Source organism: Sandaracinaceae bacterium (genome assembly GCA_016706685.1).
GTDB lineage: Bacteria > Myxococcota_A > Polyangia > Polyangiales > Houyiibacteriaceae > JADJJE01.
In genome coordinates, this window is record JADJJE010000004.1 from 299,048 (window position 1) to 323,092 (window position 24,045).

Consider the following 24,045-nt stretch of genomic DNA (forward strand, 5'->3'; position numbering starts at 1 on the left):
TCAGCCTCGCCGCAAGCTCACGCGCGAGAGGGTCTGCGTCAGGATGTCGTCCGCGCTGGTGCCGTCCATCTCGGCCTCGGGAGTGAGCACCAAGCGGTGCGCCAGCACGCTCGCGCTCAGCTGCTTCACGTCGTCGGGCAGCACGTAGTCGCGCGCGTCGAGCAGCGCCTTGGCTCGCGCCGCCTGCACCAGCGCCAGCGCCGCGCGCGGGCTGACGCCCAGCAGCAGCCGGCCGTGCGAGCGCGTGGCCCGCGCCAACCGAACCACGTACTCCAGCACCTCGTCCTCCACGTGCACGCGCTCCACCAGGCTCTGCAGCTCGAGGATGGTGGCCGGGGTCAGCACGGCGGGCGGCATCTGCGGCGGGCGCGCGAAGCGCCGCAGCACGCCCAGCTCGGCTTCTTCGCTCGGATAGCCCAGCACGATGCGCACCAGGAAGCGGTCGATCTGCGCCTCGGGCAGCGGGTAGGTGCCGCCTTGCTCCACGGGGTTCTGGGTGGCCAGCACCAGGAACGGCTGGGGCAGGGCGCGCGTCTCGCCCTCCACGGTCACCTGGCTCTCCTGCATGGCCTCGAGCAGCGCGCTCTGGGTCTTGGCGGGCGCGCGGTTGATCTCGTCGCCCAGCACCACGTTCGCGAAGATGGGGCCCGTGCGCAGCTCGAACGTGCCGTTGCGCGGGTCCAGCACGTACGTGCCCGTGATGTCGGCCGGAAGCAGGTCGGGCGTGAACTGGATGCGCCGATAGCCGCAGCCCAGGGTGGAGGCGAAGGCCTTCACCAGTGTGGTCTTGGCGACTCCCGGAACGCCCTCGAGCAGCACGTGGCCACGCGCCAGCAGGGCCACCAGCAGCAGCTCGGGCACCTCGCGCGGGCCCACGTAGACCTGCTGCACGGCCTCCACCACCGCGCGTGCGCGCTGCGCGGCGTGCTGAAGGAGGTCTGCCGGGATGGCGGGGGTGTGAGGACGCGCGAGCGCGTGAGCGGGGTCGTTCACAGGTGGGTCATCCGGCGAGTTCGGGGGTGGAGTGGCCCAGCGGGCCCGTGGTGGTGCTCGGCTCTGGCAATGCGCGCAGCAGCGCCTCGCCTTGTTCTACCATGGAAGCGAGCGTGGCCCGGCTGAGCCGAGGGGGGCGTTGGGGGCGGTCCACTTGGTCGGCCAGGCGGTCGAGGCGCCGCAGCGTGCTCCCACCTGCGGCCACCAGCTTGGGTGGCAGCCCGGCCGTGGTCAGCGCGCGCAGCACGTGCGGGGTGGCGGTGTCCGGGTGGAGCCGCAGGCGACGACGCAGCTCCACCAGCAGCTCCATGCGGTAGACCAGCGCGGAGGGCAGCGCATCGCCGCTCCCGCGCAACTGGTCGAGCCGACCGCCGGTGCCACCCAGCTTGGTGGGCGGCGAGGGCAGGAAGATGCTCCTTTGATACGGGGACGTGCGCGGCAGGGCGGACGCGGCGAACAACAAGAGGATGGCCGCGATGGCCCCGGCCAGCATGCGCACCATGACATCCGGCAGGTCCAGCGCGGTGGCCCGTGTCAGTGCGAGGCGCGTCCGCTCCAGCGGCCGGTCGGCGTTCAGCGTGCCGAAGCGCCCGTGGAGCGTGGCCTCAGGCAACATCAAGTAGACCTTTCCGGAGCCGCCATTGGAGGTCAAATACTGAAGTAGATTCAGAGCGAAACGCTTGTTTCCTCGAAACTGCATCATGTTGTTGATGAGCACGCTGGGGTCGCCCAGCACAATCAGCCGGCCCGAGCTGACGGCCCCCGCCAGCACCACCGCTTCGGGCGGGTCGCCCACCGAGAACACCGGCACCAGCTCGGGATGATGCAGGGTGGTGGGGTGGTTGGTGACCAACGCGCTGACGCCGGCGGTGATGGGATGGGACCCCCGAGGGGCGGCGATGGGCAGGTTGGGGTTGCCCCGCAGACCGCTGGCCGAAGTAGCCTGACGACGGATACCGAAGCTGGTGAGGAAGTCCCCCGCCGCCCCGAAGTCGTCGGCGATGGCCACGCGCCCGCCCTCGGCCATGAAGCCGCCGAGGCCCGGTGGGAGCGCGCTGCCCGGGAAGAGGATCACGATCGCGTCGGTGGACTCGAGCGCACCAAGGTCCAGGTCGGCCGGCGTGTCGACTTCGATGTGGTTCTCTTCGGCCAGCGCCATCAGCTCGCTCAGCCCGTTCCACTCGGTGTTGTCGGGCGCGTATTCCTGTTGGGCTTGGGCCAGCGGGGTGCCCACAGCCAGCGTGATGGCGCATGCCAGCAAGGCGCTGCCCCAGCCGGGGCGGCACGAGCGCGCCCCGGAAAGGGCCCTTTTGGCGAACGGATTCCACATGCGTGACAACGAACCTACAACACCGACACCACCGGTCGCGAAACGTTTCCCATCGGTACACGACTCAAGCATCAGGGCGTCTGTCAGAGCCTGCCCGAGAAAAACATAGTGTGAATGTTGTTCCCTACACCGCGCTTGGTATAGTGAACACCGAACGAACAACATCGTGCTTCCACCGTTCATCATCGACCAGATTCGGCAGCGTGAAGAGCGGGAGCGGTCCATCCGCGACCAGCCCGCCATTCAGCTCCCCATGCCGCCTCGGCGTCCGCCGATGCCGCAGCTGGATGATCCTGGTCGCGACCCCGACGCCGGCGAGCGCGGCGTGGTCATCATCGACCTCTGAGCTCAGCGCGTGGCCATGTCCCAGTGCTCGCGGATCTCGTCGAGCGTCAGCGCCGCGTCCGTGTCGCCGAAGTAGCCGTCGGTCTCCAAGGCGCGGTGGGCGAAGAAGCGTGAGCCGGCGATGCCGAGCACCTGGCCCGACACGTCTCGACTTTGATCCGACAGCAGGAACGCCACCAAAGGCGCCACGTGATCAGGCGTGAGACGCGCGCTGCCCTTCTGGAACAGCGGCAGGTCGGCCGTCTGCCGCGTGAGCGCCGTGGGGGCCACCGCGTTCACGCGCACGCCGTCCGGCCGCAGCTCGAGGGCTGCAGTGCGCACCATGCCCACCAGCGCGGCCTGCGCCATCGTGGCCGCCAGGTCGCGGCGCTGCCCCTGGAATGCGGCGCCGCCGGTCATCACCACCACGCTGCCGCCACCGCCGCGCTGCATGGGCGCATGGGCGGCTTGGGTGAGCGCGAGTGGCGCCTCGACGCCCACTGCGAACACCCGCTGCCGTTGCTCCGGGGTGGTGCGGGCAAAGCGAGCGCGCTGCGTGACGCCAGCACAGGCCAGCACCCCATCGAGCCGCCCGAAGCGGCTCACGGCCAGCTCGGTGAGCGCCGTGGCGGCGTCGGGGTCACACACGTCGCGCGCATCGGGCAGCACGTCGGCAGAGGCCGAGAGCCCAGCGGCCGCCCGCGCGATCAGCTCGGGATCCGCGCCCTCGCCGGCTTCGTCGCAGCCCAGGTCGTTCAGCACCAGCCGCGCCCCGAGCCGCGCCAAGAGCGTGGCGCACGCGAGCCCGATGCCCCGGCCCGCGCCCGTCACCACGATCACCTTGTCGCGCAATTCGGCGTCCACCGTGCGGGTGTATCCCAGGTGCCCGCTTCGTGCATCCGGGAATGCCGCCATGAATTCTCCTCGTTGGCGCCCGGTGCACGCCACGTCCCACCGCCACGCTCTCGGCATGCTCTTCCTGCGCATCCTCCCTCTCGGCCTGTTCAGTGTGCTGGCGCTCGCGTTGCTGGTGGCCCGCGTGGTCTTCACTCAGAATTCCGTCTTCCTGGTGTTCGCCTGGAACCTGTTCCTGGCGTGGGTGCCGCTCGCCCTGGCGCTGGGCCTCGAGCGCGCCTCTCGGCTGGGCAGCGCGTCCCTCCTCGGTGTGGCCTGGCTAGCGTTCTTCCCGAACGCCCCGTACTTGGTGACCGACTTGGTGCACCTGCGGCACCGGGCGCCCGTGCCGCTCTGGTACGACGTGGCCTTCTTCGCGACGCTGGCGCTGGCGGGCCTCTTCGTGGGGCTGGCCTCCCTCGAGATCGTGCATCGCGTGCTGCGCCGCCACGTGAGCGCCCGCGCGGCGTGGGCTCTGGTGCTGCTCATCTCGGCGCTGAGCGGCTACGCCATCTACCTGGGGCGCTTCTTGCGTTGGAACAGCTGGGACCTCTTCACCCGTCCGCTGGGCGTGTTGGCCAGCGTGGCCAGCGACGTGACTCACGCGCGGCCGTGGGGCGTGAGCGTGGTCTTCGGCGCCATCGTCTTCGCCAGCTACGTGGCCTACTGGGGGCGGCAGCACGGCCCACGGGGGATCGTCGCCGCCAGTTCCGAGACGCCTCCCGAGACCTACGCCCCTTCTTGATGGTGCCGCGGCGCCGGAGTACACCCCCGCCGATGTCGAGCCTTTGCCCGCACCCCGTTCGCCGACGCTTCGCCCGGTGGTTCCCCGTGGCGGCGCTGCTGCTGGCGGGAACGGGCTGTTCTGGGACAGGGACCGAGAGCGACCCACAGCCTCCCGCCGTGCCCGTGATCCCGGAGCCTCCGCCGGCCGAGCCCCCAGTGACCGAGCCCGCGCCGGCGCCAGCGCGCATCTTGGCCATCGACACGCACTCGGACACCACCCAGCGCATGCTGGATGAGGACGCCGACCTCTCCCAACGGCTCCCTGATGGCCACGTGGACCTGGTGCGCATGCAGGAGGGCGGCCTCGGTGGCGTGTTCCTCAGCATTTGGGTGGACCCCCGCAAGTACCGTGGGGAGCGCGCCTGGCGGCGGACCCTGTCGCTGATCGGCGCCGTGGAAGAGCTGGTGCGGGACCACCCGGAGCAGGCCGCGCTCTGCACCACCAGCGCCGAGGTGCGCGCGGCGTTTGCGGCAGGCAAGGCAGCCATCCTGATGGGCGTGGAAGGCGCGCACGGGCTCGGCACGAGCGACGTCGAGGAGGCCCTCGACCGCACGCGCCAGCTCTACCGGCGTGGCGTGCGCTACATGACCATCACCTGGTCCACCGACAACGACTTCGGCCACAGCTCCACCGGGCGCCAGCCGCTGATGGGGCTGACCGACGCGGGCCGTACCCTGGTGGCCGAGCTCAACACGCTCGGCATGATCGTGGATGTCTCGCACGTGAGTGACGCCACCTTCGAAGACATCCTGGGCGTCACCACGCGCCCGGTGCTCGCGTCGCACAGCTCCTGCCGCGACCTCGCCGCGCACCCGCGCAACGTCTCCGACGCCATGATCCGCCGCATCGCCAGCAACGGCGGGGCGGTGTGCCTGAACTTCTACGCGCAGTTCCTGGACGCCGACTACCGCGCCGGCCGGCGCCGCGTGCAGCGTCAGCACCCCGAGGAGTTCGCCGCCCTGCAAGAAGAGCACACCCACTACCGCGCGCGCTCCTCCGCGGCGCGCGAGCTGGCCCAGCGCCTGGACCCTGCGCTGCGGTACCCAACCCTCGAGCGCCTGGCGGACCACATCGCGCACGTGGTGGAGGTGGCTGGCCCGGGGGCGGCGTGCCTCGGCTCGGACTTCGACGGGGTGGGGGAGCTCCCCGCTGGAATGGAAGACGTCTCCGACCTGGGCGCGCTGCGAGCGGCGCTCGAAGCACGTCAGCTCCCCGTGGCGGCCGTTTTCGGCGAGAATGTGCTGAGGGTGCTGGAGGCACAGCACGCCGAGCCCACGGAATGACAGACAGCCATCAAATTGTCGTTGGACGGTCGCGGGACTGCGGGTTGGTCATCAGCGACGGAACGGTGTCCGGTCGCCATGCCCGCCTGACGTGGCACGGGGCGGTGCTGCTCGTGGAAGACCTGGGCAGCGCCAACGGCACGTGGGTCAGTGGCCAACGCATCACGCAGATGGAGATCCGCCCCGGGGATGACCTGCGGCTCGGGGCCGTCTCGTTTCCGTGGGGCCACCCCAACCTCTACGGCTTTCTGCGCAAGGGCGCGGCGGGCGACACCATCCTCGGCATGAGCATCCCCGGCCGCAAGTACATCTGCGGCGCGTGCGGGCAGACCGGGCTCATCCCGCATGGATTCGACGGCGGCACCCTCGCGTGCATCAAGTGCCACACCGCTCTCATCGTGGGCAAGAAGCCGCCGCCGGAGGCTCGCGCACAGGGGAAGGGCGGCTCTCGTGTGGGAGGCGTGCTCGGATCACTCGTGATGCTGGCCATCGCGGGAGGCATCGGCCTGTGGGTCTGGCAGAACGGCGGCGAGGAGCGCGCGCGCGTCGTGCGCGAGCAGCTTCAGCCCATTGGCCCGCGGTCCACCAGCGACGAGGAGCTGTCGGTGCGCGTGCACTCGCGGGACCGCATCGTGGCCTCCATGGACAGCAGCAACCCCATCGTGCGGAACGCGGCGGCCCGGGTGGCGGCGGGCGAGCAGGGCTCGTTCAGCGTGGAGCAGGTGGCGGCCGTGTGGAGCCACGTGCGCGGCCAGTGGCGCTACGTGAACGACCCGCAAGGCAGCGAGTACTTCGCGCAGGCCAGCGAGACCATCGACAACAGCTTCGTGGGGGACTGCGACGACTTCGCCATCGTGGTGGCGTCCATGATCACCGCCATCGGCGGGCGCACGCGCATCGTCATGATGAACGGCCCCGAGGGTGGGCACGCGTACCCCGAGGTGTGCCTGGACGCCGAGGCCGAGGACGTGCGCGCGCGGCTGGACACGCACTACCGCGCGCTCACCGACCGCGAGCTGCGCCAGCGCGTGAACGGCATCCACTTCCGCCCCGCGGGAGACTGCCGCCTGTGGCTCAACCTGGACTGGAATGCCGGCGTGCCGGGCGGGCCCTACGAGCCCGAGAGCTGGGCCATCGCGGTGTATCCCGACGGCAAGACCGAGACGCTGGCGGTGGCGGCCTCGGGCGGCTGACCCGGCGCGCGTGCGGGCCGTTGCGGGCGGGTGCCGTGGCGTCCACGCTTACGGGCGATGACATCCCCCCATCCCCTCCTCATCACCGAGCCCGCTCAGATTGGCGTGCTGGCTCTCGACGCGCGCCGCGTGGCCGTCCTGGGCATCAAGCCCGACTCGCACCGCGACCAACCGGCGTACTACGTGCCTGCGTACCTCGACTCCGTGGGCATCGAGGTGATCCCGGTGCCGGTCTACTACCCCGAGGTGAAGGAGATCCTCGGGCTCCCGGTGGAGCGCGACCTGCGCCGCTTGCGCGACATCGACATCTGCGTGGTGTTCCGCCGCTCCGAGGACGTGGCGGACCACGTGCCGGCGCTCATCGCCATGCGGCCGAAGTGCGTGTGGATGCAGTCCGGCATCCGCGACGACGAAGCCGCGCTCACGCTCGCCAAGGCAGGCATCGCCGTGGTGCAGGACCGCTGCATCATGGTGGAGCACCGGCGCGCGCGCCTCTGACCTGCACGCGTGGAGCGGCGCCGCTCAGAGCCGAATGAGCGTGGCACCCCAGTTGAGGCCCGAGCCCAGCGCGAAGAAGCAGATCAGCTGGCCGGACTTGGCCCGCCCGTCGCGCAGCATCTCGTCCAGCAGGATGCCGATGGTGGCCGCCGACGTGTTCCCGAAGCGCGCGATGTTGCTGGGCACCTTCTCGGCCGGGATGCCCAGCGCCTTCTGCACGGCCGCGTTGATGCGGTCGTTGGCCTGGTGCGCCACGAACCAGTCCACCTGGTCGAGCGAGATGCCGTGCTTCTCGGTGAGCGAGCGCACCACGCGGTTGAGCTCGGTGACCGCGGTCTTCATCAGGTCGGCGCCCAGCATGCGCGGAATGTGCTCTTCGCGTTCGAACATCTCCGGCGTGAAGTACGGGCGCGTCTTGAAGCCGCCGCTGGCGATGTAGATGCGGTCGAACAGGCGGCCATCGGTGTGCACCTCGGTGCCCAGGTAACCCGAGCCCTCGGGGGCGCGCTTCACCACCAGCGCCGCCGCGCCGTCCCCAAACAGCACGGCCAGGTTGCGGTGCCGGGTGCCCTTGGCGCGCGCGTCTTCCGTGATCTCGCGGTCGGCCTCGCCGGTGAGCACGTCCCAGTCGTCCCACGGCATGAAGCCCGCGTGCGCGTCGGCGCCCAGGATGAGCACGTTGGTGGCCTCGCCGCCCATCACCAAGCCGTTGGCCACCTGGAACGCGTAGGGCATGGCCGCGCACTGCTGCCGGATGTCTAGAGCCGGCACGCGCGGGATGCCCAGCTTCGCACCCAGGAGGCCGCCCGAGCCGGGGAAGATGTGCTCGGGCGTCATGGTCGCGAAGATGATGTAGTCAATCTCCTCGGGCTCCATGTTGGCGGCCTTGAGGGCACGCCGCGCCGCGATCAACGCCAGGTCGCTGACGCCCTCGCCCTCGGCCACGAAGTGCCGCTGCTCGATGCCCGTGCGCTGCTTGATCCACTCGTCGTCGGTGTCCATGACCCGCGTGAGGTGCGCGTTGGGGATGGGAACTCCGGGGACGTAGTGCCCCGTGCCGACGATGGTGATTCCAGCCATGTGTGGTCTCCTTACCCACATCTTGCCAGCTGGCAACGCTACGCGGGTGAACGGCCCTGGCCCGGAAAAGTAAGGCCCGAGGGAGCAAGGTTGCGTGCTCGCGCGTTGTCGGGATAGATCGCTGGACGCCGCGCGTACCTTCCTCCGCATGCCCAACCCGCCCCCCGACTTCCAGAGCTACGTTCGCTCCCAATCGCAGGGTGGGGCGGCGGTGCGGCCCAGCGGCGCGCCGGACTATGCCTTCTCGGCCGACGTGGCCATGCTGCGGGCCTTCGAGCGCATGCGCCCTGTGGAGCTCGCGGCGGCCTCGGTGGTGCGGGCGAGCGCCCAGCTCATGGACGCGCAGCAGCTGGGCACCATGCTGCGTGTCACCGACAAGCAGATCCCGCACCTACACCACATCGCCAAGGGCTGCGCGGACACGCTGGGCATCGCGCTGCCCAAGCTCTACGTGGCCAACAGCCCGGTCATCAACGCCTACACCTTCGGCACCAACCAAGACGCGTTCATCGTGGTGCACGCAGCGCTGGTGGACCAGTTCGACGACGACGAGCTGCGCTTCGTGATCGGCCACGAGATGGGCCACATCCAGAACCGGCACGTGGTGTACGGCACCGTGCTGCGCGTGCTCAAGACCAGCGCCGCCATCTTCCTGCGCTGGATCATCGCGCCGGCCGAGATCGCGCTGGCCACCTGGTCGCGCCGCGCGGAGATCACGTGTGATAGGGCAGGGCTCCTGTGCAGCCGCGACCTGCGCAGCGCCACGCGCAGCTTCCTGAAGCTGGCCTGCGGCAGCCAGAAGCTCTACGACCAGATCGACCTCGACGTGTACCTCCAGCAATTCGAGGACGCGCGCGGCAACCTGGGGCGCTACCAAGAGGCCTTCGCCACGCACCCGTATCTGCCCAAGCGCATCCACGCGCTCAAGGTGTTCGCCGAGAGCGCGCTGTACCGCGAGGCGGTGGGCCTCGGGCAGGGCGGCGTGGACATGGCCGAGGTCGACGCGCGCACCTCGCGCATCATCGAGATTGCGGACCCGACGCTGGACCAGGCGCCGCGGCCCGAGAGCGGGAACCCCTGAGGTACACGTGGCAGTAGACTACTCCGAGCTGAAATCCGAGGCGCTCCAGCGGCTTCGCAACGTGGCGCGCCTGGCCAAGAGCGCCGGTGCCACCACCATGGCCAAGACCCTCGAGCAGGACCGCATCGCGCGGCTGCGCGACGAGCGCTTCCACCTGGTGGTGCTGGGCGAGTTCAACCACGGCAAGACCACCTTCGTGAACGCGCTGCTGGGCGGCCCGGTGCTGCCCTCGGGCGTCACGCCCACCACGGCCGTCATCCACCGCATTCGGCACGGGGCCGAGCGCAGCGCCACGGCGGTCCGCACCGATGGCACCGAAGAGTCGGTGCCCTTCGAGAACCTGGCGGACTACGAGGTGGGCGGCTCGGCCATGGCCGACGGCGTGCAGCACCTGGACCTCGAGTACCCGAACACGGTGCTGGGCGAGGGCGTGATCCTCGTCGACACCCCGGGCGTCAACGACTTGAACGACGCGCGCGCCGAGATCACCTACGAGTACATTCCGAAGGCAGACGCCGTGCTCTTCCTGCTGGATGCCGGGCAGATCCTGAAAGAGAGCGAGCGCCAGTTCATCGTGGGCAAGCTGCTGAGCGGCAGCCGCGACAAGGTGGTGTTCGTCATCAACAAGATGGACCTGCTGGACGCTGACGAGAAGGAAGAGGCGCTGGCCTACGCGCGCACCAACCTGGCCAAGCTGGTGCCCCAGCCGCGCGTCTTCGGCATCAGCGCCGAGCGGGCCCTCGAAGGCCAGCCGGACTCCGGGCTCGCGGAGCTGAGCGAGTTCCTCACCCGTTACCTGCGCGAGGAGCGCGGGCGCGTGCTCATCGACAACGGCCTCGAGGCTGGCATCCGCGCAGCGCAGACCCTGGTGGCCAGCATCGAGGTGCAGCAGCGCGCGCTCAAGATGGAGACGTCCGAGCTCACGCGCCGCCTGGGCGCGCTCGAGGCCGACTTGGACGCCAGCGACGAACGCATCGCTCAGCGCAGCGCGCGCATCCGCGAGAACATCGCCGCCGTGAAGGCGCTGGTGCGCGCCGATGTCACCAGCTTCGGGCGCAGCTTCGCGCAGTCCCTGCCCGGCGAGATCGACGCCGCGGACGCGAAGGACCTGCAGGCGCACCTGGCCGGCTTCATCGAGGCGCGCTTCCGGGGCTTCGCCGAGGATCAGGCGGAAGAGATAGCCAAGCGCCTCGAGCGCGTGGCCGAGGAAGCCATCGCGTTCGTCAGTGAGGACGCCAAGACCCAGGCGGAGCGCCTGCGCCAGTCGCTGGGGGAGGGCGGCCCCGCGCTCGACCTGGCGGTGAACACGCTGGCTTATGACGTGTCCGTGTTCGCCGTGGGCGCCTTCGGCGTCACGCTCATGGTGCTGAGCAACATCGTGGTGGGTGGGGCCATGGCGCTGGCCGCGCCGGTGCTGGCCTACATCTTCCGCGGGCGCGCCGAGAAGCAGACCAAGGAGCGCGCCAAGGCCGAGGCGCCGAAGGTGGTGGAAGACGCCGCCGCCAAGATGGCCGACGCTTTCGATGCTCGCATCGACGAGTTCGGCAAGCGGCTGACCGACTTCGTGGCACAGGCCAACGCCGAGATGACGCGCAGCGTGGCCGAACTCATCCGCGGTGCCCGTGACGCCCGCAGCCGCGGCGAGGGCGCGCTGGCCGAGCTCAGCTCGGGGACCGGCATGACGCTGGTGCAGCTGGCCGACGAGCGCAGCCACATGGAGAAGCTGCGCGCGTCGCTCTGGGCATAGCGGGAGGGACGCTGCTACTCCCGAGCGAATAGCCGAATGGCGGTTCCCTCGGGCCCCACCACCAGGTCTTCACGCTGGAACACGGCGCGCCGCGAGCAGTCTTCCAAGCGCACGCGCCACGTCCCCTCACCCACCTCGAAGTGGCGCGCGCTGTCGGGGTCGATCACCTCGGCGGGCGGCAACCGGTCCTCGCCCCAGGTGGCAGCGTCCTGCGTGATGTACGCGTAGCAGACCAGGTCCGGCGTGCGGTTCTCCACCGTGAGCGAGCCCGCAGCCACGCCCTGCACCAGCAGGTTGCGTGCGTCGGGCGTGGGCACGTAGGCACGGCAGCCGCTCAGCAGCGCCAACGTGAACAGCAGGAGGGCCAGCCGCTGCCGTAACCGAGCGCCCCCCAGAGGGCGCCGTGGTCGCGACCTGGCCTCCCCCGGCGTGCTCATGCGCTCGCGGCGTTCATCCGCTCGATGAAGCGCTCGAAGAGGTAGCGCGAGTCGTGCGGGCCAGCGGCCGCCTCGGGGTGGTACTGCACCGCGAAGGAGCCCGTCTCGGTGTGTTCGAAGCCCTGGCAGGTGCCGTCGTTGAGGTGCACGTGCGTCATGGTGGCCTTGCCGCCCATGGAGTCCACGTCCACCGCGAAGCCGTGGTTCTGGGTGGTGATCTCGATGCGCCCGGTGCTCAGGTCCTTCACGGGCTGGTTGAGCCCGCGGTGCCCGAACTTCAGCTTGTAGGTCTTGCAGCCGAGCGCGAGGCCCAGCAGCTGGTGCCCGAGGCAGATGCCGAACAGCGGCGTCTTGCCGATGAGCTGCTGGATGGTCTCGATGGCATACGTGGCGGCGGCCGGGTCGCCCGGGCCGTTGGACAGGAACACGCCGCTGGGCTTCATGGCCAGGATGTCTGCCGCCGAGGTGCGCGCGGGGACCACGGTCACCTTGCAGCCCGCGTCCACCAGGCAGCGCAGGATGTTGCGCTTGATGCCGAAGTCCACGGCCACCACGTGGTGACGGTTGCTGGCGGCCTGCGTGGTCCAGGGGGTGCCCGACTCGGTCCACTCGTAGCGCGTGGCCGTGGTGACGTGCCCGGTGAGGTCCAGCCCGTCCATGGAGGGCGCGGCCTTGGCCTTCTGCACCAACGCGGCCGGGTCACCCGTGCCGATGACGCCGGTCTGCGCGCCGTTGTCGCGGATGTGCCGCGTGAGCGCGCGCGTGTCGATGTTGGCGAGGCCCACGATGCCGTGCTGCACCAGGTAGTCGTGCAGCGAGCGGTTGGAGCGCCAGTTGCTCACCACGGGCGACAGCTCACGCATGATGAAGCCCGCGAGGTAGGGGCGGTCGGTCTCAGGGTCCTCGTCGTTGATGCCCGTGTTCCCGATCTGGGGCGCCGTCATGGTGACGATCTGCCCGCAGTACGAAGGGTCGGTCAGCACCTCTTGGTAGCCCGTCATGCCGGTGGTGAACACGGCCTCGCCGGTGGTCTCGCCCTCGGCGCCCACCGAGATGCCGGTGAAGATGGTTCCGTCGGCCAGGGCCAGGTGCGCCTTCTTGGGCGTGGTCTGCGTGGTGGTGGTCATGAGCGGGGCGCCTCGTACACGACTTGCCCCGCGGCGATGGTCCGGTGGACGCCGCCCGTGACTTCGTGGTTCAGCAGGGGGGTGTTGAACGACTTCGAGCGTAGCGCTTCTCGCGTGACGGTCCAGCGACGGTCGGGGTCGATGACGGTGATGTCCGCCCGCGCGCCAGCCCGCAGCGTGCCGGCGTCCAGGTCGGGCACCAGCTTGGCGGGCGCGAGCGACAGCGAGTCCACCCAGCGCATGGGGCTGAGGTGACCGCTGCGCACCAACGCGAGCGTGCTGGCGATGGCCGTCTCGAGGCCGTTGATGCCCACCGACGCCGCCGAGAACTCGCAGTCCTTCTCGAGCGAGGAGTGCGGCGCATGGTCGGTGGCGATGCAGTCGATGGTGCCGTCGGCCAGGGCCGCGATGAGCGCCGCGCGGTCTTCTTCCGAGCGCAGCGGCGGGTTCACCTTGCAGTGCGTGTCGTACGTGACGAGCGCCTGCTCGGTCATGGTGAGGTGGTGCGGCGTGACCTCGGCGGACACCCGCAGCCCACGCGACTTGGCCTCACGAATCAAGCGCACCGCGCCCATGCTGGAGATGTGCGCCACGTGGTAGCGAGCCCGCGTGCGCTCCACCAGGATGAGGTCGCGCGCCACGATGATGTCTTCCGCCTCGCGCGGCCAGCCCCGCAGGCCGAGGCGCGTGGAGATCTCGCCCTCGTGCATCTGCGCGCCCTCGGTCATGTGGTGGTCTTCGGCGTGCTGCGACACCAGCAGGTCGAAGGTGCTGGCGTACTCGAGCGCGCGGCGCATGACCGCGGCGTTCATCACGCAGCGGCCGTCGTCGCTCACGCCGATGGCGCCGGCTTTGCGCATGTCGCCCATCTCGGCGAGCTCTTCGCCGGCCAGGCCCTTGGTGAGCGCGCCGAAGGGCAGCAGCCGCACGCCGCGCCCCACCGACTTGGCCCCGCTCATCATCATCTCGGTGATGGCGCGGTTGTCGTTGCAGGGCTTGGTGTTGGCCATGGGGCACACCGTGGTGAAGCCGCCTGCCGCCGCGGCCGCGAGGCCCGACGCCAAGTCTTCCTTGTATTCATGGCCCGGCTCGCGCAGATGCACGTGCAGGTCGATGAACCCAGGCACCACCCACTTGCCGGTGCAGTCGATGCGCTCGACCTGGTCGAGCCCGGCAAACTCACCCGCGGCGCCTGGCCCCACCCGAAGGATACGCCCCGCGTCGACCACCACATCCGCCGTCTCGTCTCGACCGGTGGAGGGGTCGAGCACGCGGCCACCGAGAAGGAGCAGCATGGGCCTCGCGATTACGTGAGGGGCAGGGGCAAGTCAAGCTGCCCCGCACCAACACGCGGGATGCGTCTGCTCAGCCGACCTTGGCGCTCGCGGCCGCGTCGGTCGCGTCGTCGCTCTCGTCACGCGGCGAGGCGATGGTGCCGACCGAGGAGTGCGCCAGCACGTCCGCGTCCTTCTTCTCGTGCACGCGCTTCTTCATGGTCATGACCTTGCGGTAGACCGACGCGAAGTCCTTGTTGCGCGTGGCGAGGTGGGGAGACCCGCCGCGAAGCAGAGTCTGGAGAATGAACTCGAGGACTTGGATTTCGCCCTCGGAGAAGCTGTTGGAGATCCGCATGCCGACGATCTACCACCACGCTCACGCCATGACAATCCGTGACGTGCAACGTAGGGTCACAAGACATGATGTCACTCGACGTATTGCTCCGTAAGCAACCGGTATTCATCAGGATTTCGGCACCACGAAAATCGCCCGTGCGATCGTGTTTTTTCGTCTCGATCGCTTTTGGACGAATGGATCGCTTTGACAAACGAAGCCAATCCGTTTCGCGACGAACCGTTCTCGCGCGCGCGCCTCAGCCCTTGCGGGCGAGGATGATGCGCTTGAGCGCGTCGCCCACGGACTGCGACAGCGTCTCGATGCGCTCGCGACCGTCTTCGCCGAAGCGCACGTCGTCTGCCACGAGCACCGCGACGGTCTTGCCCATGACCTCCACGGGGCAGACCACCACCACGCCACCGCGGCTCCCCGTGGCTGCACGGAAGAGATTGTCGGCCGCGGTCGCGCCGTATGGGCCCGCGTAAGTGGTGCCCTCGGCCACCACAGCACGGAACATGGACGGCGTGGACAGCGGGATCCACAGGTTGCGAACGGCGTCGGCGGTGAGGCTCCCGCCCAGCCCCGACCAGCCACGCAGCACCTGACCGCGCAGCGCCAGGAACACGGCGGCACGGGACACCAGGAGCGCGGCTTCGCAGCCCATGGTGAGCACCGCGTCCCGGTCGCGAAGCGTGCGCATCTGCGCCAGCGTGGTGCCGATGTCGCCCGGGACACGCACGGGCTTGTGCGTGTAGGACCGGCGCGGTGAGCGCGGCGTGGTCAGCGCGATGGGCGCATCCGAAGGCCGCTTGATCTCGACGACGGGGGCGTCCAGGTCGTCCCACGAGTCCGAGATCTCGATCTCGATGGAGCCTTGATGGGCGCGGCGCGGGGGCGGGTTGCTGTTCCACGCCTCGCTCACGCTGGGCAGGCTCACCCGCGAGTTCGTGAACGTGTCGACGATGACCTCGGGGTCCGACAGGCTGGTGCTGGCGGGCGGCGGGTCGCTGTCGGGAGGGCCGGGGGGCTGCGAGATGCGCGGGCCCTCCACACCCGGGGGCTTGGTGAAGCGCCGCGTCGCGGTGACGGGCGCATCGGAGACGGGGTTGGTGGCTGCGCTGCCGTTCCCCTTCGGCCGCAACAGGGGGACGAAGTCGTCCTCGTCGGGCGGGGTGGCGTCGCGGTTCAGCCCGCTGGCGGGGGTGCGCGGGCGGGTCAGCTCGAACGTGATGTCGGGCTCGTCGTCGTCTGGGCTCGGTACGTAGTCGGGGTAGGCGCGGTCCAGCGCTGCGCGCAGCTCGGACACCAGCGCCACCCGCGGCACCAACAGCGCGCCGCTGATGAGCGACAGCTCGCGTGTGGTGTGCGCGTCGCTCGGGTCGGCCATGGCCACCACCAGGCCCTCTTCTTCCATGCGCAGCGGCAGCGCCCAGAGGCGTTGGGCCACCCCGCTCGGTAACCGCGCGAGGGCGTCGTGCGTGGGATTGAGCGCGTCGTCGCTCTGGTAGCCTTCGCCACGCAGGAACGACTCGAGGATGAACTCGTCCAGCCCGCCTTCGACCAACGCAGGCGCCAGCGGCATGCGGCTGCGTGCGGCTTCCGCCACCTGCTGCGCGCTCACCAGCGTGGCTGCCAGCAGCCTCCCTCCGAGATCGTCAGGCACGAGCGGTCCTCGCTCTCGCTGCGAACTCGACGTCGATCGATCCGATTCGCTCCATGGGGGGCCGTGACTCTACCACGGGTTCGCGATCTCGCCCGCAGCAAAGCAGCACCGCGGGAGTGGCCTGTGCTCAGAGCTTGTGGGGAGGCAAGGACCCGGAGCTGTGTCGGTCTCCCACGCTCGGCGCATCGGGCTCGCCATCGAGGGCGCGCAGCGCCGCCGAGATGCGTGAGAAGCCCGCGGTCTCCGCCGCTGCCTTCTGGAACACGGTGGTGGCCCGCATGGCCCGAACGCCGGCGCTCGAGCCGAGCTCGGTCTCGCGGTCCAAGAACGACTCGAGCGAGCCGTAGCCCTTCACTTCGAAGAGGCGGGACTCTTGGACCTCGGTGAGCAGCTCGCCCACCTCGAAGAAGGAGCGCTCCATGGTGCGCTTCAGCGTGCGGAGCTGCGCGATGACGCTCGAGATGCGGCCGAGCCGGACTTTGAGGTCGTCGGCCTTGGCAGGGGTGCGGATGGTGTCGATGGGCGCGATGGGATCACGCATGCGACCCGCTGTTCCGTCCTTGGCCACGTCCTTCGCCATGTCATTGGCAGTCGCCTTGGTGGAGTCCTTGGTCCGCGACTTTTCGGCCTTCGCAGGCTTACCCGCCTTTTTGGCCGCCGGCGCGGGGGCCGCCTTGGCCGTAACGGCCGCCTTGGCAGACGGTGCCGGGGCAGCCTTGCCCGCGGGCTTCGTGACTTTCACCGGTTTCTTGGGTGCCGTCGGCTTCGGCGCTGTGACCGCGCGGACCGTCTTACTGGCCGCCGCCGCCGCGTCGCCGCGCTTGGGTGCTGCCGCCTTCTTGGCTGGGGCCGCGACCGACGCGGCTCCACGCCCAGCAGGCGCTTTCGTTCTCGCACCCTTGGATGAGCTCTTCGATGCCTTGACCACGGCCTCTCCTAGCGCTTCCGGATAGACCCCCCGGTAGTGCGTCTGCCCCATATCACTTGTGGTTTCCGTTTGTAAAGTGCCGTCGCCATGCGACAACCCGCGAATCATGGCGGTCTACACCTCGCTCAGCCCCGAAGACGCGAGCCGTATCACCAATGCGCACGCTCTCGGACCCTGCCTTCACATCACGCCCGTCTCCGCGGGCAGCGTAAACTCCAACTTCTTCCTTGTTTCCGAGGGGGGCAGGCACTTCCTCCGCATCTATGAGGAGCAGGGCACGGACGGGGTGGAGTACGAGTGGCAGCTGCTCGACTTCCTGGGCCGGGCAGGGGTGGCGGTCCCGAAAAGAGTGACCGGTACCCTCCCGGGGCAGATCTGTGTCGCCGGAAAGCCCACCGCTCTGTTCGAAGTCGTGACCGGCCAGGACATCTGCGGCGGGCTCTTCGACACGGCGCGAGCACAGCGGGTGGGGGCTACGCTCGCCGAAATCCACCAGGCGGGCAGGGCGTTTCCGGTGCGACGCGAGAGTAGGTTCAGGCGTGATACGCTGCCGCAGCGGCTCGACGTCGCCGAGGGCCACGGCCGTCCCGAGCTGGTGGAGCCCATCGCCACGCTGCGCGCCATGTGCGCGGAGGTGGACGGGGGCTACCCCACCAACCTGCCGCGCGGGGTCATTCACGGAGACATGTTCCGGGACAACGTGTTCTGGGAGGGCACCCGGGTGTCGGCGGTCATCGACTGGGAGAGCGCTTCGGACGGGGATCTGCTCTACGACCTGGCGGTGGTGTTCCTGGCCTGGTGCTATGGCGACGACTTCCGCTGGGATGAGGCGCGGGCGCTGTTCGCCGGGTACACGGCCATCCGGCCGCTCGAGGCCAGCGAGGTGGCCGCGCTGCGCACCCTCTGCTTGGCGGGTGCGGCGCGCTTCTCCACCACACGTATCCTGGACTTTCACCTGCGCAGCGGCGGGGTGGGGGAGCGCGTCATGAAGGACTACCGGCGGTTCCTGGCGCGGGCCAGCACCCTGGCCGCGCTCACCAACGACCAGCTGGCGAGCCGGTTGCTGTAGGCTGCGTTGCCCCCGCGTCCCAGGCCGCGAACGGCCCGGAATCACGGGTGAGCCGCTACTGGTGGACCATGTCGTAGAGCTCTTCGTCGAAGCGCGGCGTCTCCATCAGCGTACCGTCCGCGGCATCTCGGCGAATCTGGATCACCTCGCGGGAGATGACCTCATCGCTCTCGCGGGCGAACACGGTGATGTAGTTGATGCCGCCGTGCAGCGGGATGCTCTGCTCGAAGGCCAGCTCGCGCGTGTCGTTGGAGGGGGCCGCCTGGTAGAGCACCTTGCGCGCGCCCACGAACACGTAGATGTCGCGCACGCGCTGGTCGTCGCGCGCCACGCCGCGCAGCGTGAACGTGGCCTCCCGGGTGACGTGCACGTCGTGGGTGGCGATTTCGATGGTGGGCGCCCGGTGCGTGAGCGGGAAGTCGATCTGCCCTCGCCCGTTGCCCGTGCCCGTGGCCGACGTGGCCACCCAAGCGGGCCGGCCTTCGCCGAGATCCACACGGGTGAACTCGCCCAGCGTGGCCGTGCGGGGCAGCGCGACGGCGCCTCGGGCGGTGCCCACGACGGGCGCATCCGCTGCCGCCCACGCGCGCAGCGGGGTATCGGCGTTGATCTGCACGCGCCCGGTGGCTGCCGTGGTGGCGCGGGCCACGCCGGTCAGCGGGACCGCCACGTTCTCGACCACGGCCTCGCGCAGCTCGGTGTCGTAGACCGAGATCTCCAGCTTGGCCTCCTCGCGCCGGAACTCGGGCAGCACCTCGAAGGTGAAGCGCACCAGCTGCTCGGCCCCGGGGGCGATGGGCTGGAGCTCGAAGCGCCCTGCATGAAGCAGCACGCCCGTGCCGCTCAGGTTGCGCAGGTTGGCCTGCACCGCGAACGTGGTGCCGGGCCCCACGTTGCGGACACGCATGTAGATGCTGCCCATCTCGCCCACCTGCAGCTGCCCGTCGCCATTGCCGCGCACGTCGTCTGCGGTCTGCACGGAGTAGGCAAACTGCGGCCCCTCGATGGCGCGAATCTCCGTGCGGATCTCGGCGGTGGCGGGCGCGCGGCCGTGCGCTTCCACGAACTCCACCTGGATGGCGTCGGCGCGGTCGATGACGTCGCGCGGCAGGCGACACACCCGCTGGTTGCGCGGCTGCTGCGTGCTGCACTGCCCGAGGGTGATGGTCCACTCGCGCGTCTCACCCGGGTTGATGCGGCCGAAGACGAGCTCACGGCCGTCGAAGAGGCTGTAGTCGCTCTCGGTGATGGCGCGCACCTGGTAGAGCGGATGCTCCCCGCGGTTGGTGACCCGCGCGGTCAGCAGGAAGTCCTGCCCGCCCACACCGAGGTTGTTCGGGGTGCTGGTGCTCAGCACCACCTCGGCCGCGCTGGGACCGGCGTTGGGGCCCGTGGACCAGTCCACCCCGAGGGTGCGGAGCTCGGCCACGGCGCGCTCCATCTCGCGGGCCTGCGTGGTGCTGATGACCTCGCCAGCGTCGGCCAGCATCTCGAGGCGCCCGGGGCGCTGGGCCCCGCTCAGGATCTGCTGGGCGAAGCGGATGAGGAACTCGGCCTCTTCCTCGTTTTCTTCGGCCTCTTCGGGGGGCGCCTCGGCCAGCACGCGGCGGGCCGCAGCGTCGAAGTAGTAGCGGACCGCCGGCACCGCCGTGGCGGACTCGCGCGCGCTGTCGTGCGTGAGCGCCGCGTGCAGGTCCGACTCGCGCAGGTACGTCTCGTCGGGCGAGAGGTCCATGATCTCGCGGTCCACCGTCATGGGCACCACGTTGATGTCCGGCACGATGCCCACGCCCTGGATGCTGATCTCGCCGGGCGTGAGGTACTGCGCGATGGTGAGCTTGAGCGCCGAGCCGTCCTCGAAGTTCTGCAGCACCTGCACCGAGCCCTTGCCGAAGCTGGTCTGGCCGATGACCAGCGCGCGGTTGTGGTTCTTGAGGGCGCCCGCGACGATCTCGCTGGCCGACGCGCTGCCCCCGTTGATGAGCACGATGATGGGGTAGTTGGGCTCCGTGCCCTCGGGCCGCGCGAACTTCTGGTCGCGGTTGCGGCTGTCACGGGCGTCGGTGCTCACGATGGGGCCACTGGACAGGAACAGGTCCGCCATGCGGACGGCCTGATCCAGGAGGCCGCCGGGGTTGCCGCGCAGGTCCAGCACCAGGCCGCGCATGTTCTCGCGGTGCAGAGCCACTAGGGCGCGCTGCAGGTCCTCGGTGGTGTTCCCCTGGAAGCCGCTGACCTTCACGTAGCCGATGTTGTCGGCCAGCATGCGGTGCTCCACGGACTCGATGTGGATGATGGCGCGCACCAGGCGCACGCGGCGCGGGGCCGACCAGGTGGTGCCCGAGGCGCGCGTGAACCACACGTCCACGGGAGAGCCCGGCTCGCCACGCAGGCGCGACACCGCCTCGGCGAGCGGCATGTTCAGCGTGCTCTCGGCGTCGATCTTCACGATGCGGTCGCCCCGCTCGAGGCCACCACGCGACGCTGGCGTGTTGGGCATGGGGCGAATGACGGTCAGGTGCCCGTCGCGAATGGAGATGACGATGCCGAGGCCGCCGAACTCGCCGTGCGTGCTCATGCGCATCTCTTCGAACACGTCGGGGGTGAGCAGCGAGGTGTGCGGGTCCAGCGTGCGCAGCATGCCGTTGACCGCGGCGTACTCCACGTCGCGCAGGTCGAGGTCGCTCTCGCCACCCAGGTTGGCCTCCAGGAACTCGAACACGCGGCGGAAGCGGTCGGTCAGCGCCCACGGGGAGTTGATGTCGCGCACGGCGAACGACGCGCGCTCGGCGCGCACCTGCAGGTGGACGCGCCCCTCGGCCTCGCGATAGTCCACCATCACTGGCGCCACGCTGCGCTGGATGGCGTTCAACCCGGCCAGGAACATGCGCTGGTGGTTGACGCGGTCGGGGTCCACGTACCCGTCGGACACCTCGCGGATGGCACGGCTGAGCACCCGCACCTGCGACAGCCCATAGGGCTCGCGGGCGCGCGTGACGGTGGCCGACGGGGAGGGGTCGGCCTGCTGGGCGTGGCTGCGGTGGTCCGACTGCGACAGGCGGAACGCCAAGACCACGGCGAAGAGCGCGAGCAGGGGAGTGCCAAACTTCTGAAGTTGCTTCATTTTGTCTGTCTTGCGGGCGCCGCGTGGGGCCTGGGTCGCGCCGTCGTCCGAGTGTAACGACGGCCAGCGCACGTGGCTACCACGCCAACCCGGACCTGGGCACGCGGATTCCAAAGCTTTCCGGCATGTCTGGGTGGCGGGGCCGGTGATTCGCGTTGACCTCCATGGGCCACCCGCGAATCCTTGTCGCTGCGCCGCGCGCTCTCCCTGATGTCCTCGACCGACCGAAACAGCACCGACTCGCGCCTGACCGACCCACAGGGCAACGGCCCGCACGGCCCCGCGGCGCCCTTGCTGGCCGCTGGGCTGGTGGGGCGCGAGCAGCCCCTGGCCGAGCTGATGACCGCCCTCGGGCGCGCGATCGCCGAGGGGGAGCCGCGCGTGGTGACGGTGGTGGCCCCAAACGGGCTCGGCAAAACGCGCCTCTTCGACGAGCTGGTGAAGGAGGCGGCGCGCACCCACGGCGACGGGCTGCGCGTGCTGCGCGGGCGCATCCACCCCACCGGCCCGGCGCTGGGCGTCATCGGGCGCATGCTGAAGGCGCGCTTCGGGATGCACGGCATCCACCGCGCCGAGGAGCGCGAGGCACACCTGCGCCGCTCGGTGTCGGACGTGCTCGGCGACCAGCGCGTGAGCGAGTTCCTGCACTTCCTGGGCGGCTACCTGGACATTCGCTTCTCGGAGTCACCGCTCACGCACGCCATGGAGGACGACCCGCTGCCGCTCGCGCAGGTGCGCCGCGCGGTGCTGCGGCGCTTCCTCGAGATCGACGCGGGAAAGACGCCGCTGGTGCTGATCTTCGACGAGGTGACCGGCGCCCCGGCCGAGCTGCTGGAGCTGCTGGCGTATTTGGCCACCGCCCTGCGCGGCGCGCCCATTCTGCTGGTGTTCGCGGCGCGCAAAGAGCTCTTGGTGGAGCGCCCCGACTGGCTGCGCGGGGGGCACCACGAGCTGCTGCGCCTGCTGCCCCTGAGCGAGGCCGAGTCCAGCGCGCTGGTGCGCGAGTTCTTGGCGCGCGGTGGCTCCGTGCCCGACGAGCTGGTCCGCGCGGTGGTGGCCGCGGCGGGCGGCAGCCCCTACCTGGTGCGCGAGACGCTGCGCACGTACTTCGACGAAGGCGTGCTGGTGCCCGAACCCAATGGGCGCTTCCGCGTGGAGCTGGCCCGCGTGGCGCAGGTGCCAGCCCCCACCAGCGTGGAGCAGGCCCGCGACAACCGGCTCTCGGCGCTGTCACCGGTGGAGCTGGCGCTGCTCACCAAGGCCGCCTGCGTGGGCGACGTGTTCTGGCTGGACGCGCTGGTGGCCCTCGAGCACCAAGACCACCCGCCGCCGGACCTGTGGGGCGGGCACGAGAGCCGTACCACGGACTACGCGCCCACACTCGAACAGCTGGCCCGCCGCGAGTTCGTCGTGGTCAACGCCGAGCCGCTGGTGCCCGACGCGGTGGAGTACGCCTTCTGCCAGCGCGCCGAGTGGGAGGCGCTGCGGGCGCGGGTCACCCCGGACGAGCGCACGCGCAACCACGCCACCGTGGCGGACTGGCTCGAGGTCCGGCTGGGGGAGCGCGACGAGGCGCAGCTCGAGCTGCTGGCCACGCATCACCAGGCAGGGGGTCACCTCGAGGACGCGGGCCGCTACTGGGTGCGGGCGGCCACGTTGGCGAGGGCGCGGCACGCCACCGAGCACGCCATCAACTACTACGCGCGCGGCGTCCCGCTGCTGCGCGAGTCCGACGTGCGGCGGCGCCTGGACGCGCTGCACGACTACGGCGACGTGCTGCAGCGGGTGGGCGACTACGACAGCGCCATCGCGCGCTTCCGCGAGATGCTTGCCATCGCGTATCGCCTGGGTCTCAAGGCCAAGGGCGGCGTGGCGCACAACCGCATCGGGCGCGTGCATCGCGCCAGTGGTCGGCTGGACGAGGCGCTGCGCCACCTGGGCACCGGTCACGCGCTCTTCGACGCGGTGGGGGATCAGCGCGGCATCGCGGCGTCCTTCGACGACGTGGGGCGCGTGCACCTGCTGCGGGGCGACTACGCGGCCGCTCGCCGCTTCGCACGCAAGTCGCTGGACATGCGCCGTGAGCTGGGCGACCCGCGCAGCGTGGCACTCAGCCTCGACAACCTGGGCGCGGCGTACTTGGCGAGTGGTGCCTTCGAGCGTGCGTCCGAGGCCCTCGAAGAGTCGCTCGCCCTGCGCCGGAAGATTGGCGACGAGGGCGGCATCGCGGCGTCGCTCACCAACTTGGGGCGCGTGCACCGCGACAACGGCCAGCACGCGCGGGCTCAGGAGCTCTTCGAGCAGGCCCTCGAGGCGGCGCGCGCCGCCGGTGACCGCGCGCTCGAGGCGCACGTGCTCACGCTGCTGGGAGAGGGCCACTACCGGCTGGTGGACCCCGAGGCCGCCATCTCGCTGCTGACCGAGGCAGACCAGCTCGCCACGCGCCTGGGCGACCGGCTGCTGGAGGGCGCCGTGCGACGGGGCCTCGCGCAGGCCCAGTTGCTCATGCAGGAGCCCGAGGTGGCGCGTCACCACATCGAGAAGGCCATCGCGCTCTTCGAGGCCGCGCGCAGCCAGCCCGCGCTGGCACGGGCGCTGGTCACGCGCGGCGAGATCGAGGCTGCGGCCGGTCAGCCTCAGCGCGCGCGGGCGGCCTTCGAGGAGGCGCTCGAGATCTTCGAGCACGTGGGGGACGAGCTGGGCGTGGCCGACGCCTGCAGCGCGTTCGCCACGTTTGCCAGTCACACGCCGGGGCTCGGGGTGGACGCCGAGGGGCTGGCCATGCGCGCCCGCAAGATCCGCGAGCGCCTGCGGGCCAGCGAGGAGTACCTCATCGAGCCGCTCGAGCCCATCTCCTGAGCGGGCGCGGCGTG

Annotated in this window: 20 protein-coding genes; 9 read left to right on the forward strand and 11 right to left on the reverse strand. The window is 70.2% G+C overall.

The window, feature by feature from the left end; genetic code table 11:
- Together IPI43_09100 and IPI43_09105 are read right to left on the reverse strand one after the other, a co-directional pair.
- Positions 1–903: a MoxR family ATPase gene (locus IPI43_09100; GenBank protein ID MBK7774285.1), complete on the reverse strand. Its 903-nt coding sequence runs from the start codon at positions 901–903 to the stop codon at positions 1–3.
- Positions 904–1,000: 97 nt separating this feature from the next.
- Complete coding sequence (locus IPI43_09105) at positions 1,001–2,254, reverse strand: hypothetical protein (protein ID MBK7774286.1); 1,254 nt, start codon at positions 2,252–2,254, stop codon at positions 1,001–1,003.
- Positions 2,255–2,489: 235 nt separating this feature from the next.
- Here IPI43_09105 and IPI43_09110 point away from each other — a divergent pair, with 235 nt between their 5' ends.
- Entirely contained in the window at positions 2,490–2,669 is a 180-nt protein-coding gene (locus IPI43_09110; protein MBK7774287.1) for a hypothetical protein, read from the forward strand.
- 2 nt (positions 2,670–2,671) lie between these two features.
- Here IPI43_09110 and IPI43_09115 read toward each other — a convergent pair whose 3' ends face one another.
- A complete protein-coding gene (locus IPI43_09115) occupies positions 2,672–3,562 on the reverse strand; it encodes an SDR family oxidoreductase (protein MBK7774288.1) in 891 nt (296 codons plus the stop codon).
- Between IPI43_09115 and IPI43_09120 the strand changes: the two genes are divergently transcribed.
- Genes IPI43_09120 through IPI43_09135 form a run of 4 tightly spaced genes read left to right on the forward strand, consistent with a single transcriptional unit; the run spans position 3,561 to position 7,302 of the window.
- A complete protein-coding gene (locus tag IPI43_09120) occupies positions 3,561–4,286 on the forward strand; it encodes a DUF1361 domain-containing protein (protein ID MBK7774289.1) in 726 nt (241 codons plus the stop codon). The genes IPI43_09115 and IPI43_09120 overlap by 2 nt on opposite strands.
- 32 nt (positions 4,287–4,318) lie before the next feature.
- Positions 4,319–5,611: a dipeptidase gene (locus tag IPI43_09125; protein MBK7774290.1), complete on the forward strand. Its 1,293-nt coding sequence runs from the start codon at positions 4,319–4,321 to the stop codon at positions 5,609–5,611.
- On the forward strand, positions 5,608–6,804 hold the full coding sequence (locus tag IPI43_09130) for an FHA domain-containing protein (GenBank protein MBK7774291.1): 1,197 nt from the start codon (positions 5,608–5,610) through the stop codon (positions 6,802–6,804). The genes IPI43_09125 and IPI43_09130 overlap by 4 nt, the downstream gene beginning before the upstream one ends.
- A gap of 57 nt (positions 6,805–6,861) precedes the next feature.
- The gene (locus IPI43_09135; GenBank protein MBK7774292.1) at positions 6,862–7,302 is read left to right on the forward strand and encodes a CoA-binding protein; all 441 of its coding nucleotides are present in this window, start codon (positions 6,862–6,864) and stop codon (positions 7,300–7,302) included.
- Positions 7,303–7,326: 24 nt separating this feature from the next.
- Here IPI43_09135 and IPI43_09140 read toward each other — a convergent pair whose 3' ends face one another.
- The gene (locus tag IPI43_09140; GenBank protein ID MBK7774293.1) at positions 7,327–8,382 is read right to left on the reverse strand and encodes a 3-oxoacyl-ACP synthase; all 1,056 of its coding nucleotides are present in this window, start codon (positions 8,380–8,382) and stop codon (positions 7,327–7,329) included.
- Between the two features lie 148 nt (positions 8,383–8,530).
- Here IPI43_09140 and IPI43_09145 point away from each other — a divergent pair, with 148 nt between their 5' ends.
- Together IPI43_09145 and IPI43_09150 are read left to right on the forward strand one after the other, a co-directional pair.
- Positions 8,531–9,463, forward strand: a complete 933-nt coding sequence (locus IPI43_09145; GenBank protein ID MBK7774294.1) for a M48 family metallopeptidase — start codon at positions 8,531–8,533, stop codon at positions 9,461–9,463.
- 7 nt (positions 9,464–9,470) lie between these two features.
- Positions 9,471–11,210: a dynamin family protein gene (locus IPI43_09150; protein MBK7774295.1), complete on the forward strand. Its 1,740-nt coding sequence runs from the start codon at positions 9,471–9,473 to the stop codon at positions 11,208–11,210.
- A gap of 14 nt (positions 11,211–11,224) precedes the next feature.
- On the opposite strand, the gene IPI43_09155 is transcribed toward IPI43_09150, so the two are convergent.
- The 6 genes from IPI43_09155 to IPI43_09180 form a co-directional block, all read right to left on the reverse strand.
- The gene (locus IPI43_09155) at positions 11,225–11,647 is read right to left on the reverse strand and encodes a hypothetical protein (GenBank protein MBK7774296.1); all 423 of its coding nucleotides are present in this window, start codon (positions 11,645–11,647) and stop codon (positions 11,225–11,227) included.
- The gene (gene carA / locus IPI43_09160) at positions 11,644–12,774 is read right to left on the reverse strand and encodes a glutamine-hydrolyzing carbamoyl-phosphate synthase small subunit (GenBank protein MBK7774297.1); all 1,131 of its coding nucleotides are present in this window, start codon (positions 12,772–12,774) and stop codon (positions 11,644–11,646) included. The genes IPI43_09155 and carA overlap by 4 nt, the downstream gene beginning before the upstream one ends.
- On the reverse strand, positions 12,771–14,069 hold the full coding sequence (locus IPI43_09165; protein MBK7774298.1) for a dihydroorotase: 1,299 nt from the start codon (positions 14,067–14,069) through the stop codon (positions 12,771–12,773). The genes carA and IPI43_09165 overlap by 4 nt, the downstream gene beginning before the upstream one ends.
- Positions 14,070–14,139: 70 nt before the next feature.
- On the reverse strand, positions 14,140–14,406 hold the full coding sequence (locus IPI43_09170; GenBank protein ID MBK7774299.1) for a hypothetical protein: 267 nt from the start codon (positions 14,404–14,406) through the stop codon (positions 14,140–14,142).
- A gap of 238 nt (positions 14,407–14,644) precedes the next feature.
- Positions 14,645–16,051, reverse strand: a complete 1,407-nt coding sequence (locus tag IPI43_09175) for a hypothetical protein (protein ID MBK7774300.1) — start codon at positions 16,049–16,051, stop codon at positions 14,645–14,647.
- A gap of 127 nt (positions 16,052–16,178) precedes the next feature.
- Positions 16,179–16,793: a hypothetical protein gene (locus IPI43_09180; GenBank protein ID MBK7774301.1), complete on the reverse strand. Its 615-nt coding sequence runs from the start codon at positions 16,791–16,793 to the stop codon at positions 16,179–16,181.
- A 292-nt stretch (positions 16,794–17,085) separates the two neighbouring features.
- On the opposite strand from IPI43_09180, the gene IPI43_09185 reads away from it, so the two are divergent.
- Positions 17,086–18,048 carry a homoserine kinase gene (locus IPI43_09185; protein ID MBK7774302.1) on the forward strand — a complete coding sequence of 321 codons (963 nt, stop codon included), beginning with the start codon at positions 17,086–17,088 and terminating at the stop codon, positions 18,046–18,048.
- A 55-nt stretch (positions 18,049–18,103) separates the two neighbouring features.
- On the opposite strand, the gene IPI43_09190 is transcribed toward IPI43_09185, so the two are convergent.
- Entirely contained in the window at positions 18,104–21,172 is a 3,069-nt protein-coding gene (locus IPI43_09190; protein MBK7774303.1) for a PDZ domain-containing protein, read from the reverse strand.
- Positions 21,173–21,382: 210 nt separating this feature from the next.
- Here IPI43_09190 and IPI43_09195 point away from each other — a divergent pair, with 210 nt between their 5' ends.
- Complete coding sequence (locus tag IPI43_09195) at positions 21,383–24,031, forward strand: tetratricopeptide repeat protein (GenBank protein ID MBK7774304.1); 2,649 nt, start codon at positions 21,383–21,385, stop codon at positions 24,029–24,031.
- The last annotated feature ends 14 nt before the right edge of the window (positions 24,032–24,045 follow it).